Origin of the sequence: Butyrivibrio proteoclasticus B316 (assembly GCF_000145035.1) — a bacterium.
Lineage (GTDB): Bacteria > Bacillota > Clostridia > Lachnospirales > Lachnospiraceae > Butyrivibrio > Butyrivibrio proteoclasticus.
Genome location: NC_014390.1, coordinates 63,689 through 79,637, shown reverse-complemented (window position 1 = coordinate 79,637; position 15,949 = coordinate 63,689). Strand labels below are relative to the sequence as shown.

Annotated in this window: 20 protein-coding genes; 4 read left to right on the top strand and 16 right to left on the bottom strand. The window is 37.5% G+C overall.

Annotation, left to right across the window (positions count from 1 at the left end; all coding sequences use genetic code 11):
* Positions 1-11: 11 nt before the first annotated feature.
* The 3 genes from BPR_RS18800 (at position 12) to BPR_RS18790 (ending at position 2,170) form a co-directional block, all read left to right on the top strand.
* The gene (locus BPR_RS18800; protein ID WP_013283096.1) at positions 12-611 is read left to right on the top strand and encodes a hypothetical protein; all 600 of its coding nucleotides are present in this window, start codon (positions 12-14) and stop codon (positions 609-611) included.
* A 59-nt stretch (positions 612-670) separates the two neighbouring features.
* Positions 671-1,396: a hypothetical protein gene (locus tag BPR_RS18795; protein ID WP_013283095.1), complete on the top strand. Its 726-nt coding sequence runs from the start codon at positions 671-673 to the stop codon at positions 1,394-1,396.
* A gap of 228 nt (positions 1,397-1,624) precedes the next feature.
* Positions 1,625-2,170 carry a hypothetical protein gene (locus BPR_RS18790; protein WP_013283094.1) on the top strand — a complete coding sequence of 182 codons (546 nt, stop codon included), beginning with the start codon at positions 1,625-1,627 and terminating at the stop codon, positions 2,168-2,170.
* A gap of 108 nt (positions 2,171-2,278) precedes the next feature.
* Here BPR_RS18790 and BPR_RS18785 read toward each other — a convergent pair whose 3' ends face one another.
* The 8 genes from BPR_RS18785 to BPR_RS18750 form a co-directional block, all read right to left on the bottom strand.
* Positions 2,279-3,061, bottom strand: a complete 783-nt coding sequence (locus tag BPR_RS18785; RefSeq protein WP_013283093.1) for an ATP-binding protein — start codon at positions 3,059-3,061, stop codon at positions 2,279-2,281.
* A gap of 15 nt (positions 3,062-3,076) precedes the next feature.
* A complete protein-coding gene (locus tag BPR_RS18780; RefSeq protein ID WP_013283092.1) occupies positions 3,077-3,862 on the bottom strand; it encodes a hypothetical protein in 786 nt (261 codons plus the stop codon).
* Positions 3,837-4,358: a transcriptional regulator gene (locus BPR_RS18775; protein ID WP_013283091.1), complete on the bottom strand. Its 522-nt coding sequence runs from the start codon at positions 4,356-4,358 to the stop codon at positions 3,837-3,839. The genes BPR_RS18780 and BPR_RS18775 overlap by 26 nt, the downstream gene beginning before the upstream one ends.
* A gap of 6 nt (positions 4,359-4,364) precedes the next feature.
* The gene (locus tag BPR_RS18770; RefSeq protein ID WP_013283090.1) at positions 4,365-4,691 is read right to left on the bottom strand and encodes a hypothetical protein; all 327 of its coding nucleotides are present in this window, start codon (positions 4,689-4,691) and stop codon (positions 4,365-4,367) included.
* 111 nt (positions 4,692-4,802) lie between these two features.
* A complete protein-coding gene (locus BPR_RS18765; protein WP_013283089.1) occupies positions 4,803-5,627 on the bottom strand; it encodes a hypothetical protein in 825 nt (274 codons plus the stop codon).
* A gap of 181 nt (positions 5,628-5,808) precedes the next feature.
* Complete coding sequence (locus BPR_RS18760) at positions 5,809-6,066, bottom strand: hypothetical protein (RefSeq protein ID WP_042258745.1); 258 nt, start codon at positions 6,064-6,066, stop codon at positions 5,809-5,811.
* Between the two features lie 44 nt (positions 6,067-6,110).
* Positions 6,111-6,353, bottom strand: a complete 243-nt coding sequence (locus BPR_RS18755) for a hypothetical protein (RefSeq protein WP_013283087.1) — start codon at positions 6,351-6,353, stop codon at positions 6,111-6,113.
* Positions 6,354-6,940: 587 nt separating this feature from the next.
* Positions 6,941-8,458: a hypothetical protein gene (locus BPR_RS18750; RefSeq protein ID WP_013283085.1), complete on the bottom strand. Its 1,518-nt coding sequence runs from the start codon at positions 8,456-8,458 to the stop codon at positions 6,941-6,943.
* Between the two features lie 217 nt (positions 8,459-8,675).
* Between BPR_RS18750 and BPR_RS18745 the strand changes: the two genes are divergently transcribed.
* Complete coding sequence (locus BPR_RS18745) at positions 8,676-9,680, top strand: hypothetical protein (protein ID WP_013283084.1); 1,005 nt, start codon at positions 8,676-8,678, stop codon at positions 9,678-9,680.
* Between the two features lie 164 nt (positions 9,681-9,844).
* Here the strand turns inward: BPR_RS18745 and BPR_RS18740 are convergent, their stop codons facing one another.
* From BPR_RS18740 to BPR_RS18705, 8 genes are all read right to left on the bottom strand, one after another.
* The gene (locus BPR_RS18740) at positions 9,845-10,837 is read right to left on the bottom strand and encodes an ORF6N domain-containing protein (protein WP_042258743.1); all 993 of its coding nucleotides are present in this window, start codon (positions 10,835-10,837) and stop codon (positions 9,845-9,847) included.
* 144 nt (positions 10,838-10,981) lie between these two features.
* On the bottom strand, positions 10,982-11,179 hold the full coding sequence (locus tag BPR_RS18735) for a hypothetical protein (RefSeq protein ID WP_013283082.1): 198 nt from the start codon (positions 11,177-11,179) through the stop codon (positions 10,982-10,984).
* 236 nt (positions 11,180-11,415) lie between these two features.
* Positions 11,416-11,700 carry an HU family DNA-binding protein gene (locus tag BPR_RS18730; protein ID WP_013283081.1) on the bottom strand — a complete coding sequence of 95 codons (285 nt, stop codon included), beginning with the start codon at positions 11,698-11,700 and terminating at the stop codon, positions 11,416-11,418.
* Between the two features lie 146 nt (positions 11,701-11,846).
* The gene (locus tag BPR_RS18725; protein WP_013283080.1) at positions 11,847-13,325 is read right to left on the bottom strand and encodes a hypothetical protein; all 1,479 of its coding nucleotides are present in this window, start codon (positions 13,323-13,325) and stop codon (positions 11,847-11,849) included.
* On the bottom strand, positions 13,312-13,551 hold the full coding sequence (locus BPR_RS18720) for a hypothetical protein (RefSeq protein WP_013283079.1): 240 nt from the start codon (positions 13,549-13,551) through the stop codon (positions 13,312-13,314). Before BPR_RS18720 ends, BPR_RS18725 begins: the two co-directional genes overlap by 14 nt.
* 110 nt (positions 13,552-13,661) lie before the next feature.
* Positions 13,662-14,951 carry an MFS transporter gene (locus BPR_RS18715; RefSeq protein ID WP_013283078.1) on the bottom strand — a complete coding sequence of 430 codons (1,290 nt, stop codon included), beginning with the start codon at positions 14,949-14,951 and terminating at the stop codon, positions 13,662-13,664.
* A gap of 140 nt (positions 14,952-15,091) precedes the next feature.
* Positions 15,092-15,283: a hypothetical protein gene (locus tag BPR_RS18710; protein WP_013283077.1), complete on the bottom strand. Its 192-nt coding sequence runs from the start codon at positions 15,281-15,283 to the stop codon at positions 15,092-15,094.
* Positions 15,284-15,304: 21 nt separating this feature from the next.
* A complete protein-coding gene (locus BPR_RS18705; RefSeq protein ID WP_013283076.1) occupies positions 15,305-15,946 on the bottom strand; it encodes an SGNH/GDSL hydrolase family protein in 642 nt (213 codons plus the stop codon).
* Positions 15,947-15,949 lie beyond the last annotated feature (3 nt).

The following is a 15,949-nucleotide window of genomic DNA, read 5'->3' as shown; positions in this document are numbered from 1 at the left end:
CAGGTGGGGTTATGAAGGAAACGAGGGCAAAGAAGTGCATTGAGCTTTATGGAGGAATGTTCAATGTAAACTACGACAGGAAGACATACAAGAATATCGAAAGTATTCTTAAATGTCACAAGAAGTACCTTAAAAACAGGGATATGTTCAATTTCGGAGTCATGGGGAAAGACTCAATTGAAAAAGTTATTCCATTCGTTTACAGGAATTTTTTAGGGAAGGAACCAATTCATCAGAACGTTATCAACAGGCTTTTGATGCAGATCCTGACAGATGAAAAGACTGAAGATATTCTTTATGATACGCTTGAGAATATAAAGCTATTTAAGCTTAGTGATCCAACAGATGATGAAGTAGATCTTGGAAAGCTTTACTACGATATCTTAAGAGAATTGTATTTTACACAAGAAGACGTTACTAATCTTCAGGTGTATTTAAAACTAGAACTAGATTCACATAAGTTTTCTTATAGAAAAGAAGAAGCCGTAATGCTCTTTGGTATCTATTTCTTCCAGAGATGTCTTGAATGTATCGATGACTGGCCTGGAATGATGGAAAAGATCCAAAAAGAAGAAGGCAGATTTGATCTACTGCTCGGCTATGGAAATTAAGATCTAGGAGAGGTAACACTCTCCTATTTTTATGAAAATAAATACTGATAAGGAATGACATGAAGACTAGAAAGATGAAAACACTGATAATTATTGCTATTCTATGGTTTGTTATTGGTACTGTCCTGATGCAGACTGTGGCTATAAAGTTTGCTCCTTCTGGAGGAATTGATAGTATCGCGGGTGCTCTTGTATATGTGTTTATATGGCGCTTCATGGTCTTTGTACCACCGGTGCTTTTCCTTATAGGAAGCATTTATATGTGGCTCTATGACAATCATAGGAATGTTTTCCAGATAGTAAGCGTTGTTTGTGTGTGTTTTGTAATACTCATTATTCTATATAACACAACGATCAAGTGGTTTGTTTATTCTCCAAAGTATGTTGCAAGACAGATGCAGAGCTATACTGATTATGCGGCAAATTCTCTTAACGAATATGAAAAAGAAAACTGGAATGAGAAGGAAGTAATAAGCCACTACGTGGATTTTAGGATAAATCACGTTGTAGGGAAGATAATCAGAAGGCCAGTTCTTAACGGCAAGATCATAGAAAGATATGTAGATGCATTCATGGACTATCATGCAAAGGAAATACCCTCTTTGGCTGAATGGGACTATGTACCAAACAAAGCTATCACTGGTGATCTTGAAAAATGCAAATATGAAAGCATTGGAACGATGGAGCTTGAATTCGTGGACGGATCCACAGAAGAGATTGAACTGTCGAGGTTATGGGATATAGACATGCAGTTTGTTACCCTTTTTGGTGGCAGGTTTAAATGATTGATGCACTCTGGTTACTATTATGGAAGCCAGAGTGTTTTTTTATTCGTAAATTCTAGGGGGAAAATAAGGGGGAACTCGGTCAAAAGTAGGTCAAATACAGGTCTAAAACAGGTGCGAACAATAGGGCAAAGCCCTCTAAACATGCGGGAATAAGCGTCCGAATCATACTTTTGAGTATATGGTATATTTATTATTGTCGAAAATTCATTTTGAGAGGACATTTGTATGGAACTAGCTTTGGGGAATTCCGCTAACTTCTTTGCAGTTAGGGGAAGAAATGAGTTTTCTTTTGACGGGGAATATTGGTACAAAGAAGGTGATAAGGTAAACCTTGTTGCCGACACCATCTACGATGGTGAGATCACTCTAAAGACCATCTTTGACGATGGCAGGCTCCTACTCGAAACCGAACATGGTGAATACTTATGTAATTTAAACGACATTCTCATCTCTAGGGGAGATTGCCTGGATCTTAAAGGCCATATGGACTCAAGGATTTCAGCAATCAGGGAAAGAATGCAGTTTAGTATCGACCTTGAAAACTGGTTTAGCGGGGGGCAAAGATGCACTGTCAGAATTGCTGATGAGCTCATGCAGGATGCAATGATAAAAACCATCTTTGAAGATGGAAAGATATTGTTTGCACATGACGGCATTGATGTTCTTATCAGTTATACCGAGATAATGGAGATATACAGATTCGTTGATAAACCGATCTTTGTATTTCCTAGTATCATTACAGAATGCATTCTAGCTGAATATGGGAAATAAAACAGCTTCTACACATTGACGATGTTGTCCATTTCTTCATCGTCTCTCCACAAAATAAATGCCCTTAAGCTTTCATGTAAGGCTTAAGGGTATTTCTATGTGCATATATTAGTAATTTTGGTAACTCTGGAGTGTTACAAAACCCTCCTTTGCCCTGTCTATCCAGGCGATGAGGGCTCTTATTATATCCTGCTCCATGACTCTTTGAGTAACTCGTGAATTTCTTGCTATATACTCACGTACCTGATCCAGGTCATATGGAACTGAGAGGCTGTTCATGTACTTGCATACGAATCCGAGCTTTTCTTCGTTATTAAGAAGCGGTATCTCTTTCTTGATTGAAAATCTTGAAAGAAGCGCAGGATCTAAGTTATCAACCACGTTAGTTGCTGCAAGGATAATGGCTTTTGGGCTGTGAGCCTTACAGTAATCAAGTTCCTGCATGAGCGCAATGGTTATGCTCTTTAAGGTGTCATTAGTTGATGCTGTTCTGCTTGTAGCGATACAGTCTATTTCATCTATCATGAAGATGCAGTCCTGAGCTGTCATGTATCTAAAGACTTTACTAAGATTTCTTTCTGTGTTTCCAAAACCGCCATCCATAAGGCTTGAGAAGTTCACATATGCAAAGTCTTTATCAAGACTGTGGGCAACAAAGCGGGCAAACGTAGTTTTGCCGGTTCCGGTGGGACCGTAAAGAAGCGTTGTATTAACGTACTGAACACCGTATACAGCAAGTTCTTTACATAACTCTCCGTTTCTTTCAATGTCCTTTATGATATCTATCTGAGTCTGTGTGACAAAGTATTTATCTACGTCAAAGTCATCACAGTTTTCTGCTTCTACAAATTTAGCTATATCATCTGGTATAGTGATCCTTAGTTTTCCCATGTCTAAAGTCCTTCCTTAAGGTGTCAAAAAGAATGTTGCATCAGTAGCAAGTCCAAAGGAACATACAGTCCTGTTATCAGGATTAGATGGTGTTCGCTGCATGGCAACTTCATATGGTATCTGATACTGCTCTCCTACCTTATACTCAGAGGATTCATCTTCTGAGCTATAGATGGTAAAAACAAGTTCACCGCGGACAAAGGTATAAAAGTCGCTGTAAACTAGGGAATCATCCGTGTAGAATTTTGCTTCCATTTCCACCTGGTTTTCTATGAAATAATCAGAGAGTTCTTCTATGTAATCGTAAAGATATATGGTGTCCTCTTCTTCTGTGCCAAAGTTCTTTGTGATGTATACCTCGTAGTCACTATTAAGCATCACATCTGATACAAAGCCATTCTGGTCCGCTGCTATATTTCTGTAGTTTACATTAAAGAGGGTTTCCATGAATGTAGTTGCATCAGTTTCGCACTCTTCAAAGATCTCATAGTGTTCTCTGTAAAAATCTTTGTTGCAGATATAGGCATCAGATTTTCTAAATGGTATCTCATAAAGCTCCGGATACTCTGATAGATGCCCCTTATAATTTGTCTCTGATATGTAGTTCGGTTTTTCTTCATCCTGCAAAGTTGCAGTGCTTATAGCAGGCTCTATTTCCGCAGAAGGTACTTCCTTTTTAGGGCCTGAAAGGTACAGCACTGCTCCTGTTACACCACAGGCAGCCACAACTCCCGCGCAAAGCGGGATGACGATGGCTGCCCTGTTTGAATTAAACTTAAATGACTTTCTTTTTTTGCTCATTGCTCTTTTTGCTTTCTCTGTCGAGTCTGCTTATCTTCTGCAGTCTCCGCTTTTCAACTAAGATAAAGTTGCCTTTCGCCTGAAGATCTGTGATCTCCTTTGTTGCATATCCATCTTTTTCTGAAACAAGTATTGATGGCAAGATAAAAGGCTCAAACTTCCAGAAGTACTCTTTTTTCTCATACATGGGAATGTTATTCCTAAGGTATCCGCTGATGGTTGACTGATTGGCAATGTCGAAAAGCTCAGCGACCTGTTTCTGTGTCATGTGGTGGTACTTCATGTTGATTTCCAGAGTAAAGGATGTGTAAAAGAAAAAATCTTCCGGGATTGGAAAGTCTTCAAGACTTTTCCAAAGGAGATATACATATTTACTTGGTAATTCATTTTTTTGTTCATACTGGGAATAAAACAGTTCGGTAATTCCGATGATCTCTGCAAACGCAGCCTTGGTGAGCCCATAGCTCTTTCTAACTTCTCTTAATGCTATTTCCATGTGTTATCACTCGTCACCTTCCGTCAAAACAATTAAGTCATCAACGGCTTTTTCCAGGCCAGACTGCTTGGAAGCGCTGATGCTTGATTTACGTTCCTGTTGATTTAAGGTTGATTCATCAGGCGTTACTATCTCATACTGCATGGTTTGCTCTTTATGTTCTGGTGCAGAGTAATTATCATTTGTCTCCATGGCTTTTGATTCTGGTACAGTATCTTTTCCAAATGGAACAAAGATAAATCCAGCGCAAAAAAGAGCGCCTGCGGTCATGATAGTCGCAAGTGTTAATCCAATCTTTTTTGACGGGTTTTTCTTTCTTCTTATTCTTCTCATAAATATAAGTATAATATATCAATATTTATATTTCAATATAATATATCTAAATATAATAGTAGGGTGCACAAAAAAAGCATGGCATCTACACCATGCTTTTTTCGATTTATGTTATTTATCGTTACTTACCCAACATGATTTGATAGAGAAAAGTGCAAAGACAACAGCTATTACATCTGCGCCAATTTCTTTTATAAGTCTAACTGCTAGATATTCATTTATGCTTGTGCTTGGAATAAAGAATATTATAAGTTTAGCTGCTATTATCAAAAATAATGCTACTGTGCATAAAGTATATATCTGCGATTCAATAGGATTGGCATTCTTCTTATCATCTTGGTAATTATTTAAGTAGGCGACTGGTCTCTCGCCCAGGATACGGCTGAGAGAATCATCATCTTTTCTCTGATCTTTATTTTGAGAAAGCAGTTCTTGGGAATACTTTTTAAGGTTTTCAATATCTATTTTTGCAATATTACTTCTTTTAAAGTAATCATTAAGAGCACGCCAGTGCATATCTGTAACACTAGTTCTATCGTTGATACTAATTACAACTTGCTTTTTGCACATTTCACTGGCCGTTCTAGAAATCACTATAAGATTATCGTATCGCGCGTCTGCGTCATGCTTCATATCATTTATGTATTCCAAAACGGCAGAAATATCTTCTGGTTTAAGATACCGAGATAAATTATATTTCCCAACAGGAAATAGGACTGCGGAAAAGACAAAGATAAGCATAGCAATGTAGGATGCCGCTCCTATTTTTGAAATAATGTTAACGGGCAGGAACGCAAATATTTTTATTAATGTATAAAATGAAATAGCTATGACGGATAAAATCAGTACAGTCATGGAGGCTAATAACCCCCATACTATTATCTTTTTTCCAATATAATATAGTTTAAGTTTTTTGGCGATTTCTGCTTTTGTCATAATTTTAATCCCTCGATGCCGGTTATAATGCGGATTTTAGCTTCTAAATAAATGATATCAGCATGGATACGGCATTTCAATAGAGCAAACAGCGAAAATAGCGCATGTATTATAGCTTTTTTGGTAATAAAAAAAGCGACCACCCGAAGGTAATCGCTGATTTTAGCTTTAGGCAATAACGTTATTCTTCAAAAGAAAAACCAAAGATAAGAATGTACATATCAATGAGTGCGACAGCCATCATTGCTGAATCAAAGTCACACAATCCACTTCTTACCATCCATAGTGATACTGCTGCGGAAATAAGAATCCAAATACCCATTATCATGCCATCAGTGATGCCTGATATAAGCAGGTATTTTGCCGGCTGGTTCTTTTTCATCCAAAGCAGTTTCTTTGCAAGTCTCCTTATTGATTTGTTCTTTGCCAGTGTTTTCATAGTTTTTTGCCTTTCGTTTGATTTAAAGGGTGCTTTCGTGATGATCATTCAAGAATGACATCAGGAAGGAGTTCACTAGTATCAGTGTTCTGTCCGAGAGTGCGAAGTATCTTCTGATACTGCTCATTCTGTTCACAGATCACCTCAGTGAGCTGTTTGATAGCTGTTGTGAGCTTGTCGTTGACTTCAAGCTGATACTCCAAAGCTTTATTAAGCCTTGATGTCTCATTCCTGAGCTCCTCGACAGTAGCTGCGAAAGTGAAATCTCCGTTTGTTTCTAGTAACATGTTTTTTTCCTCCTTTTAATTAGGTGCTTTACGGGTTTCCGTTTTTGAGTACAAAAAAAGAACAGACTTATACAAGGCTGCTCTCTTTTCTACAACTATTACATGTAGATGCTTCATGCCTTTACAGGCATAAAAATAAGCCTAAGCTCTGAACGCATAGACTACTACAAGCAATAATAAAAACTATACTACAAAAACAATTATATTATAGCTTTAATATATCGAAATGTAAAGGGGCGGATGACCGCCCCTTAAGAAAATTCTTTATAAAAACATCGACAAAAGGAAAAGAACAAATATTGTAAGAAGTATCCCAGCCATGACATATACCGGGATCAATACTCGTTTTAGGATGAAATCTCTGGTTGAGAGTTGTGTATTACGGCGATAGTGATTAAATGGCGTATTTCGCTTGTCATAACATTCATCGCCATATGAGGCAGCTTGGTACCAGTCGCTATACGAAAACCGTCTGCATCTTGTCCAGTTACCATTCAGATCCTTGTAATAGTAATGGAAAAGTGTTTTGTGCTCATACTGTTTATTTTTAGGTATGGTCATGGTTTATCTTTCCCCAAAAACACTTATTATTTTGCTGAACTTCCCTCAGCTGAGCTTTCATCTCTGGAAGATCCAGCGGCTGATGATTCACTGGATGCCTCGGCGCTACTATCTTCGGAAGAAGAATCTGTAGAAGCATCGCTTTCTGCAGCATCTTCGCTACTTGAGCTACTAGCAGCTGCTTCTTCTGTTGATGAGCCTTCGCTTGCAGATGCGTCTTCAGATGCTTCATCTGCCTGTTCACTGTGAACTTCCTCTTCATTTATGATGTGGTAATATGCTGCGCTTACTTCTTCTCCGGTAAGAGATTTTCTTTCTCCACATTCAAGACAGTATTCGTAGCAGCCATTTGGTACTGGGTAATATACATAGAGTCCTCTTATCCATTCACCATCTTCTACCGCTTTGTGGCCCATCTCATAGGTCCTTGCTTCATACTTTATGCCGCGGTATCTAAGTGGCTCTCCGTCCATACCTTTAAGCTTTATGTTAACGTAGTCGTCATTTTCGCAGTTCTTATAGTTAAGGTCATATTCAACAACTTCCCATGACTGGCCATCAGGTGCTTTAAAGTAAGCATAGTCGCCAGTCTCTGTGCAATAATCCATAATGAGTTTTTCTGCTTCTTCGCCTCTATACACTTTCTTTGGACAGATGATTGGCTCTTCGTAGGAAATAGTGAAATCATTAAAGGCACTTAAGATTCCGTTATCTCCTAAAAACAGCATGTTATAAGGACTAGATGTATATGCCTTTTCCTCGTCCTTATCAACGATACTGTTCTGATTGGAAAGATTCAAGGAGTTCTCATCATATTCAAAGATCTCTTCTGTTGTATCAACAGCCTGCTTTGAAGAATCGCCGGTAAGTGATACAGCATAGATATCTGTTGCAACATCCCCCTGAGAGTTAGAGAAAACAAAAGAGTTTACAATGGAAGCAATTCCCTTCTGTGAAGCATCAGAAAGTTTATCAAATCTTTCTCCGGGAACACCTACAAATATGGACCACTCTTCTCCGTCCTTATGGATGTTTGCAAGCTCTCCAACAAAGTCGCCATATGTGTTTGAGTTGATAGATACACCAGCACAGGCCTTTGTTATGGTCATTCCATTAGTTGTCTCACATGAGAACTTTTTTGTTCCCTGTGTAAACCATATATTCATAAGGCTTGTGTTTAAAAGGGAATACTCCTGATCGTTTGATTCTGCGATCCAGAAGTCAGTTCCTTTCTGCACGGCAACAATGAGTTTTTCCATGTTGAAAAGAAGATACTTATCAGTTCCGTTCTTATATGAATAGTACTGATTCTTCTGAAATCCGATATTGTCAGAGATCTGTGTGATGGCTGTTGCCTTTTCTACAAATGGTGTGTTTATGTAAAAAGAAACTCCTGGAACGCTGGTTATCTCTGTAAAGCCTGGACGTTCCTGTTGTGTAAGGGTCTGAGCAGATACTTTCTGATTGGCATTTACAAATACTGAGCCAACGATCATGACTACTGCTGCTACCATTATTATTAGGATAAGGATTCTTGACTTCATATATATTATCTCCCATTAGATATAAACTATAAATATATTATAACGAATAATAATAGCAGTCAATAAATAATACGCTTATAAAGCGCATGGCAAAAATTACATATCCTATGAAACTGATAAATACGCTGTTTTTTCTCTCAAAATCCTGTTGGTAGCAGTAAATTTATGGTATATACTGAATATTGTGTGAAAAAATGCAGAATACAGGGGGGTATATATGGACACATCAGTAGATAACATCGTAGATACAAAGACTATAGAAGAAACAGAATTTGATAAATGGGTTAAAAAGTCTGTAGCTAAAGCAGCGTCTAAGCACATCAAGCGAAAAACATTTTTCGCCGACAAGCTGAATATAGAGATCAAGGTAAACGGATCACATGAAGGAACATTTTCAATCCTGGTTGATAAAAGCATTGACGATAAGAAGAAATGGCTGACAGTACAGCCCTATGATTATAAGGGCCATGATGTTTTCATCGAAGGTGATGCTGATGTTATAAGAAAGATCCTAAAAAGACATGCGTCACTAGAAGAAGAGATTGAAAAGAAAACTGTTTCGGTAACAATCAAAAAGAACGATGACAAAAATCTATTGCAGCAGCTTAAATGGTACTTTACAGTCAGCGAAGAGTTTCTGTTTATTAAAGATAATCAGTATCTTAACCTTAAGCTGATGCTGGCAGTTTTTTCCTTGGGTTGCGCCACATGTGGTATTTTCACATACCTCATTACATCTGATAAAAATAGCGCAGCGATGCTGAACACTTTATGTGTCCTGGCAGCATTTGCCATCTTTCCACTTGCCATAATAAACCGAAATGCATTTGAACATTTTACAAGGATACTGCTAAATGTCGGCATCACCCTGGTTGGTGTATTAATTTCACTTAATGTATTCATGCTTCTATACAAGGTGTATTCTGGTGGCAACGAAAAACTTAGAATATATATACCGATGGTATTCTTCTTATTTATTTTTTCTATCATTTTGTGTTATTATGTCGCAGCTGCCGCATATTTCCTTTGGACCATTGTAAGTAAGCTCTGCGTAAAGCTGTTTGCATTCAATAAGTCAGAAGAAGGTGACGGTTATGAGTTCAAAGTCAGGAATTCAGTACTTTTGAAGATCATTGCTGTAATATCCACCATTCTAGCACTCATTGCGTATGTAACACCTATCCTCTCCCCTGTTTTGGAGATGTTTAAAGATAAAACTTAAAAAAGTAGATAGAAAAGGCCGGGAATCAAGTGTGTTATGCCTCCTTTGAAACAAATACAATAGAATCTATTATTGTTATCGGTTTGCCGTTATATCGATGCACAAAAAAAGCAGCAGACCATTTTGTGATCTACTGCTTCATGTGCATATTATAATACTATCAACTATTTCAGCTTTAACTGTGGATTCAATAAAAGATCTTTAATCATATCCTTAAAGTTATCCATCTCGTTTATCTCAGTAATTGTAGTTATCTTATTGCCTGCGTCTTTACTGCTGGCACCACAATGATACATCTTCATTGTATTCTTACCATAATCTGTAGCGATATACCTATCGTGGCACTTATTTGCTGTTTTAATAAAGCTTATCTTCATTGATGGATATTCTGTCATAAAGTCACTGAACTCTTGTTTCTTGAGAGCTGCATACCCCTTATTGTCAGTGATAATTGTTATATCTACTCCAGATTTTACATGGGTCAAATGCTGTAATGTCTTAGTCCCAATATAATCATCAACAATAATCAGATTAGACTTGGCTTTCTTATAAATCTTTTGATACGCCAAATCCGCTTTAAACGGTTCGCCATTGAGAATAAGAATTTCATCATCAGTAATTCCACTCTCAAAGAGCTTCATAAGGTCTGATAGTTCTGATTTTGTTACCATGTTCTTTTCAATGCTTTCCATCCTATCAGACAATTGATGTTGTCTTAATTCCAGGCTCTTAAGATCTTCATAAGGCAGCAACTGTTGATTCTGTCTTATATAATGTGACATTTCAACAAATGCCTCAATTATTCCTATGCTAGCCTGTATTGCAACATCTGTGTGTAGTACCGAAGTAAGCATTGCCACGCCCTGTTCAGAATACACATAAGGGTTATATGTTCTACCACCTTTTTTGCCCTCGGTCTGCATCGAGATGACAGATTGGCATCTCGATACTTCTTCATCCGTAAGCTGAAAACAAAAGCTTTCCGGGAAACGCTTTATATTACGCTTCCTAGCCCTGTTTAATGCACCTGTTTCGACGCCAAAATATACAGCAATGTCACTATCAAGCATAACTCTTATGCCACGAACCTCGAATATCTGCTCTTTAACTGCCTCTTTATCAATTGGCTCGAATGAAATTAGTTCATTTGTCCCCATATTTTCTCCATATACATCGAGATGCCAAATTGGCATCTCGATGCAATCCACATAAAATCAGCTTTCATTTTATAACAAGTTCATAACTTTTACTATAGGAATACCCATCTTTATAAAACAATTATAGTGTAGTTATATTCGCTTTTAACGTTCCTCACGATCCATATAGCCCGAAGCATCTACAGCAGATCCGCCTCCCATCATATACTTGTGACGGTTCTCAATTCTTCTTCGAGCATCGTTCGCTTTCTTCTTCTCCTGAGTAAGACGATTCTTCGCCTTCTGGAGCTGCTTCTCAGCATTTTCAATGCCCTTGTTAACAGTTACTTTGTTGTTGATCATACTCAACCCTCCTTGTAATAAAATGATTTAGTATTGTCCTGCGCAGGGCAAAGCAAAAAGGACTATTCCGTTTTGGAATAATCCTCTTTGCTTTGAACTACGATATATTGTTATCTAAACTCTTTTTCAACAAATAGCCGTGCAGAGATAATTAAGTATAATATAACATGAATGATTCCCGGCCATATTTTTTGCTCTATTATTTCTTATTGCTGTTTTTTCGCCCTAAAAGCGGTTTATTTCTTATTACCGTTAACGGTATCCTTAAGAGCCTTACCAGCTTTGAACTTAGGAACTGTAGCTGCTGGAATCTTGATAGCTGCGCCAGTCTGAGGGTTCTTACCTGTTCTAGCTGCTCTCTTAGCTGTCTCGAATGTTCCGAAACCAACGAGCTGAACTTTACCCTTCTTCTTAAGCTCCTTTGTTACAACATCTGTGAAAGCCTTAACTGCCTTCTCTGATGCAGCCTTTGTAAGGCCGGTCTGCTTTGCAATAGCTTCTACGAGTTCTGTTTTGTTCATAACATATCTCCCTTCTCATACTTTTGTTTGTTCGCTGTGCAACCACTTTATTGCTTTAACGAGCATTTAGTAACCATATTAAGATTATGGCAAGTGATGTACCGTGTCAAATAAAGCATTTCTATTGCTAGCTATAAGTACAACTATTATCCTTCAACAATGATTATCTCTGTATCGGTCTCTGTCTTATCCTTTACAGTAGGAGCTTGGATCGTAGTCTCTTCTGGATAGTGGTAGATTCTTACAACATAGTCACCTGCTTTAGCGAACGGTATCTCATAGTAGATATAGTACTGTGTATGATCCTGATCAATGGTGTAGCTTCCCAGTGACATCTCATATGTCTTCCCATCCTCAGCAAGAACAGTTCCAAATACTGTACAGCCCTCGACATTTGCCTTGTAGGATGTGTATTCTGCTATGAATTCTACATTCTCTCTGTCTTCCGGAAGTGTGAATACTGTCTCTTCACAGGTTGCTTCTTCTGCAAGCTTATCATTATCAACCTTGATTTCTTTTACGTTCAAAGTCTTTGGAATGATATTTAAAGTCCAGTCACCTGCCATTCCTTCAGCCATCGCGATGGTGAGTTCTTTGTCTTTAGAAGAAAAGTCCATGTTCATCTGTGTTCCATCGGGAGCAAAGACTATTCCCTGGATCGTATCATCAGCATAGGTGGTTTCAATGGATTCAAGTTTAACAGTAACTTTCAGGTCCTTTACCCTTTTAGGAACAGACACGCTGTACTGTCTTGAGTAGGCTTCTATCTTACTCTTTTCGTCTTTATAGTAGCTCTCGTTCATGTCTATGGTCTGTTCGTCTTTAGATCCACGAGTGAAATCGTAGTATTTATAAAGGCCTCCACCGTTTATGTTGTAATAGCCACTCTTCATATCCTGTGGCATTGAAAAAGACATATATCCGTTTGGAGTATCGTAAAGATAATCTTTACCAAATGAATACATTTCATATGCCTGATACATCCTGCAGTCTGCAGCTATATTTTTTTCGTAGTACTTTGTTCCAAGGAAGTAACCTACTTTATATGTTTTTCCCTGTTCAAGTCCTGTAATGACACCGGCTTTTCTATTTATCTGCTCCAGGGAAAGTGGCTTTCCATCTATAGTTGCAATTCTTATTGCATCTGACTCGGTCTCACCAATAGCGCTATAAAGGGATGATCCCTGGACCAGTCCTTCCTTATTACAATACAGGTATCCATCTTCTGTGATGCTTCCAGAAAAGCATCCGATGGAATATCCAAGAACTGCAAACCTTTCAAGTCCTACAGAATTAAGTCCAAGGCTGTATGACTGAAACGCTGCCAATTCGTCAGAATAAAAAGTGGGGATGAGCTTATCATCTGCCATTGTTGCTATGACTCTTCCCTCATTTAAAACGGAAGTTCCTGACTGAGCATTTCCAGCTACTGGAATGTATGTCGCATAAAATCTTGTATTATTCTTTACATAGTATCTGTCATTAACAAGCTCGGTGTCCTTATATGGAACCTGCTTATATGGATCTGTCTTAGTCTGAAAGATCTGGACATCTTCGCATCCTGTTAAGAGGCTCAGTGTAAGAATACAAATAGGAATAAGTGTTACAATTTTACTGAGCCTCATCGTATTCTTCCTCGAATTCTTCCTGAGATACTTCTGCTCTCATTTTCTGAAGAGTGAGCCCATCAACTGCAACTCTTTTTGCTTCCTTTAGCTTTTTGGTCTTCTTTTTCATGAGTTCTGAAAAACCGAATGTATAGATGAGTACCGCAAGTGTAATGATAAGCAGTACACCAAAGAGTGATTCCGGCATCCCATTAGGGATCTTGAGCATATCTGAATAATACATTTAATCAGCCTCCATATATATATTTATAGATATATTATATCTAAATATATAGTAGAGTCAATAAAAAACTCCCCTCAATGAAGGGAGTTGATAGATATTTTACATCGATTTCAGGCCGGTTTATTGTTTTTATCTTCCAATTGTTTCTTAAGATCTGTTACTTCTGCTTTCAAGCGTTCTATTTCTGAATTAGCTTCTTTTAATGCTTTACGTTTCTTGCTTAATCTGCCATAAAGCCATCCAATAATTGTTATTTTCTTCCATATTGATTTAAACCAATTGGCTATATTTCTAGGAATCGCCTTTATTTTTTCTCTCCGCTTAGCTTTTCGTTCAGCTTTCGTCTCTGCTTTGCATTTTGCATTTTCATCTCTGAGTACTTTTATTTTCGCAACCGCAGTTTTCCAGTCACTGTCGTAACTACTGGTATCCTTTTTGATGTCTATGTTACACAGATCACTTATAGAATATAGAATCTTTTGTGAATCCTCTTTTAAGCTAGGTTTTTCAGAGCACACTACTCTTTCATCATCCAATCTATAGTGAATGAATAGCTTCCTCTTTTTTCCATCCTTTTTTTCATCATTTTCTTCATTATTTTCTTCATCATTTTTTTCATCATTTATTCCTTCCTCTGTCTGGAAGTAATAAATTGCAGTATCATTCCTGTAAATAGTCTCAAGCCGAAACATCAAGGATAAAGTAATAATATTCATGAATACCATGTAAATGATAACCCAAACTAGAGAACCTTCTTTTATAGGATAAGAGATTAACAGAGATACAATGAAAAAGGCTTCAAGAAAAGATAGTATATCGCTTCGACCACCTTCATTAAGTGTCACGACATTCTTGCAAACACCAAATATAAAGATAAATGCCGCTATTATCACAAAAAATAACGTAACCGGGAATTTAGGTACAACTTCATGGACTACATTAAATAAATTTGTAGCCAAGAACATGAAAATCACTATAGAAAAGAACAGAATATTTAATCCTATAAAAAATACATTCTGCTTTATTTGATCAGTATAGCTCATAAATGATGTATCATATCTACTTTTAAACATGTTGATCAAAAAGGTAAATGCAGCCATGATAATACCAGACAGTGTGGCACCAAATATAATTACGCCAATTGGATTTCGTAGATCTTCAAATTTCGTTTCACTGTCTACCCACTGCATGGCCCAGTTAAATGCTTTTTCATATATATCTTTCAATTTGTACTCAGGAACCTTTATTATTTTGTAACCAAAATATACCAAAACAATAAAAACCACGCTGATGACAATATGTATAAGAAATATCCTTAAGGATCTTTTCTCTGAACAAAGATATTTTCTCCATACCTCCCATTCAGATTTTTCAGTCACTGTTATTTCTTCGTTCCCCATTTTATTTTTGCTCCCCTTTAATATGATTAATTATTTCCCCAATAATTTTCAAAAATTCTTTAAAAGATTTTTACGTTAAAAGTGGAATTATGCGTTTTTGAATCCTGAAAACACAATACAGAGCTTTTTTGAAAAAGCCCTTACTCCACCTCACCTGTTTCCTTGCTGATTCGTATTGTTGTATCACCCATTAGTGGCATTATAGTTCCGCTTTCTGTTATAAGTCCAAGATCAAAACACCATTCCTTTGGATTCTCAAATTCTGTTACTATAACAAGATTGTCAGCTAGTCTTTCCTGTAATATTTTTCTTGCCTGCTCTTGGTCTACCATTACTATAAATAACCTCTATATTTAATCTTCAATTGTTCTGATTACTTTTGAAATCTCATCCGCTAAAGTTATATGCCCCTCCGGTGTAAGGTGGAGCGAATCTACTTCTGAAGGATAGATGTATTTTGCCGCATCAAAGAATATACACCCTTTCTCTTTTGCTACCTTTTTATAGCACTCAGGGAACTTTCTAGATTCTTCAATTGCGGTTTCAGAAAATGCCCCAAAGAAAGGAGAAGTCCTTATCCCTGTTCCAATTTCCGGAGGAGATACAAGAATTATCTTGGGAACATACTCCTGTTTTTCAGCGGTGAACTCTTTGATCACATCTACCAGCTTTCCAGCACTTTCTGCAATCTGAGAAGCTGTAAGGTGGAATGTTGTCTTTAAGTCGTTGCTTCCAAGCATCAAAACCACTATGTGGATTGGTCTGTGTGAATAAAGGCATGGTTTTAGATAGTCAAAACCATTCTTCCACCCATCTATCGGATCATCATAAAGAGTGGTCCTGCCGCTACAACCTTCTTCTATCACATTAAAGTCTTCTCCCAGAAGGTATTGGAGCCTTCCCGGATATCTGATATCTCTAGGATACCTGGTCCCGTAGCCAGGCATATATCCATATGTATTTGAATCACCATAGCATAAAACATTTTTGATCATCTT

Coding starts and splice junctions, on each gene's coding strand:
- BPR_RS18795 (WP_013283095.1), top strand. CDS start 671: ATGAAGACTAGAAAGATGAAAACACTGATAATTATTGCTATTCTATGG.
- BPR_RS18765 (WP_013283089.1), bottom strand. CDS start 5,627: ATGACAAAAGCAGAAATCGCCAAAAAACTTAAACTATATTATATTGGA.
- BPR_RS18745 (WP_013283084.1), top strand. CDS start 8,676: ATGGACACATCAGTAGATAACATCGTAGATACAAAGACTATAGAAGAA.
- BPR_RS18790 (WP_013283094.1), top strand. CDS start 1,625: ATGGAACTAGCTTTGGGGAATTCCGCTAACTTCTTTGCAGTTAGGGGA.
- BPR_RS18775 (WP_013283091.1), bottom strand. CDS start 4,358: ATGGAAATAGCATTAAGAGAAGTTAGAAAGAGCTATGGGCTCACCAAG.
- BPR_RS18760 (WP_042258745.1), bottom strand. CDS start 6,066: ATGAAAACACTGGCAAAGAACAAATCAATAAGGAGACTTGCAAAGAAA.
- BPR_RS18725 (WP_013283080.1), bottom strand. CDS start 13,325: ATGAGGCTCAGTAAAATTGTAACACTTATTCCTATTTGTATTCTTACA.
- BPR_RS18735 (WP_013283082.1), bottom strand. CDS start 11,179: ATGATCAACAACAAAGTAACTGTTAACAAGGGCATTGAAAATGCTGAG.
- BPR_RS18785 (WP_013283093.1), bottom strand. CDS start 3,061: ATGGGAAAACTAAGGATCACTATACCAGATGATATAGCTAAATTTGTA.
- BPR_RS18750 (WP_013283085.1), bottom strand. CDS start 8,458: ATGAAGTCAAGAATCCTTATCCTAATAATAATGGTAGCAGCAGTAGTC.
- BPR_RS18755 (WP_013283087.1), bottom strand. CDS start 6,353: ATGTTACTAGAAACAAACGGAGATTTCACTTTCGCAGCTACTGTCGAG.
- BPR_RS18710 (WP_013283077.1), bottom strand. CDS start 15,283: ATGGTAGACCAAGAGCAGGCAAGAAAAATATTACAGGAAAGACTAGCT.
- BPR_RS18730 (WP_013283081.1), bottom strand. CDS start 11,700: ATGAACAAAACAGAACTCGTAGAAGCTATTGCAAAGCAGACCGGCCTT.
- BPR_RS18770 (WP_013283090.1), bottom strand. CDS start 4,691: ATGAGAAGAATAAGAAGAAAGAAAAACCCGTCAAAAAAGATTGGATTA.
- BPR_RS18740 (WP_042258743.1), bottom strand. CDS start 10,837: ATGGGGACAAATGAACTAATTTCATTCGAGCCAATTGATAAAGAGGCA.
- BPR_RS18800 (WP_013283096.1), top strand. CDS start 12: ATGAAGGAAACGAGGGCAAAGAAGTGCATTGAGCTTTATGGAGGAATG.
- BPR_RS18705 (WP_013283076.1), bottom strand. CDS start 15,946: ATGATCAAAAATGTTTTATGCTATGGTGATTCAAATACATATGGATAT.
- BPR_RS18720 (WP_013283079.1), bottom strand. CDS start 13,551: ATGTATTATTCAGATATGCTCAAGATCCCTAATGGGATGCCGGAATCA.
- BPR_RS18715 (WP_013283078.1), bottom strand. CDS start 14,951: ATGGGGAACGAAGAAATAACAGTGACTGAAAAATCTGAATGGGAGGTA.
- BPR_RS18780 (WP_013283092.1), bottom strand. CDS start 3,862: ATGAGCAAAAAAAGAAAGTCATTTAAGTTTAATTCAAACAGGGCAGCC.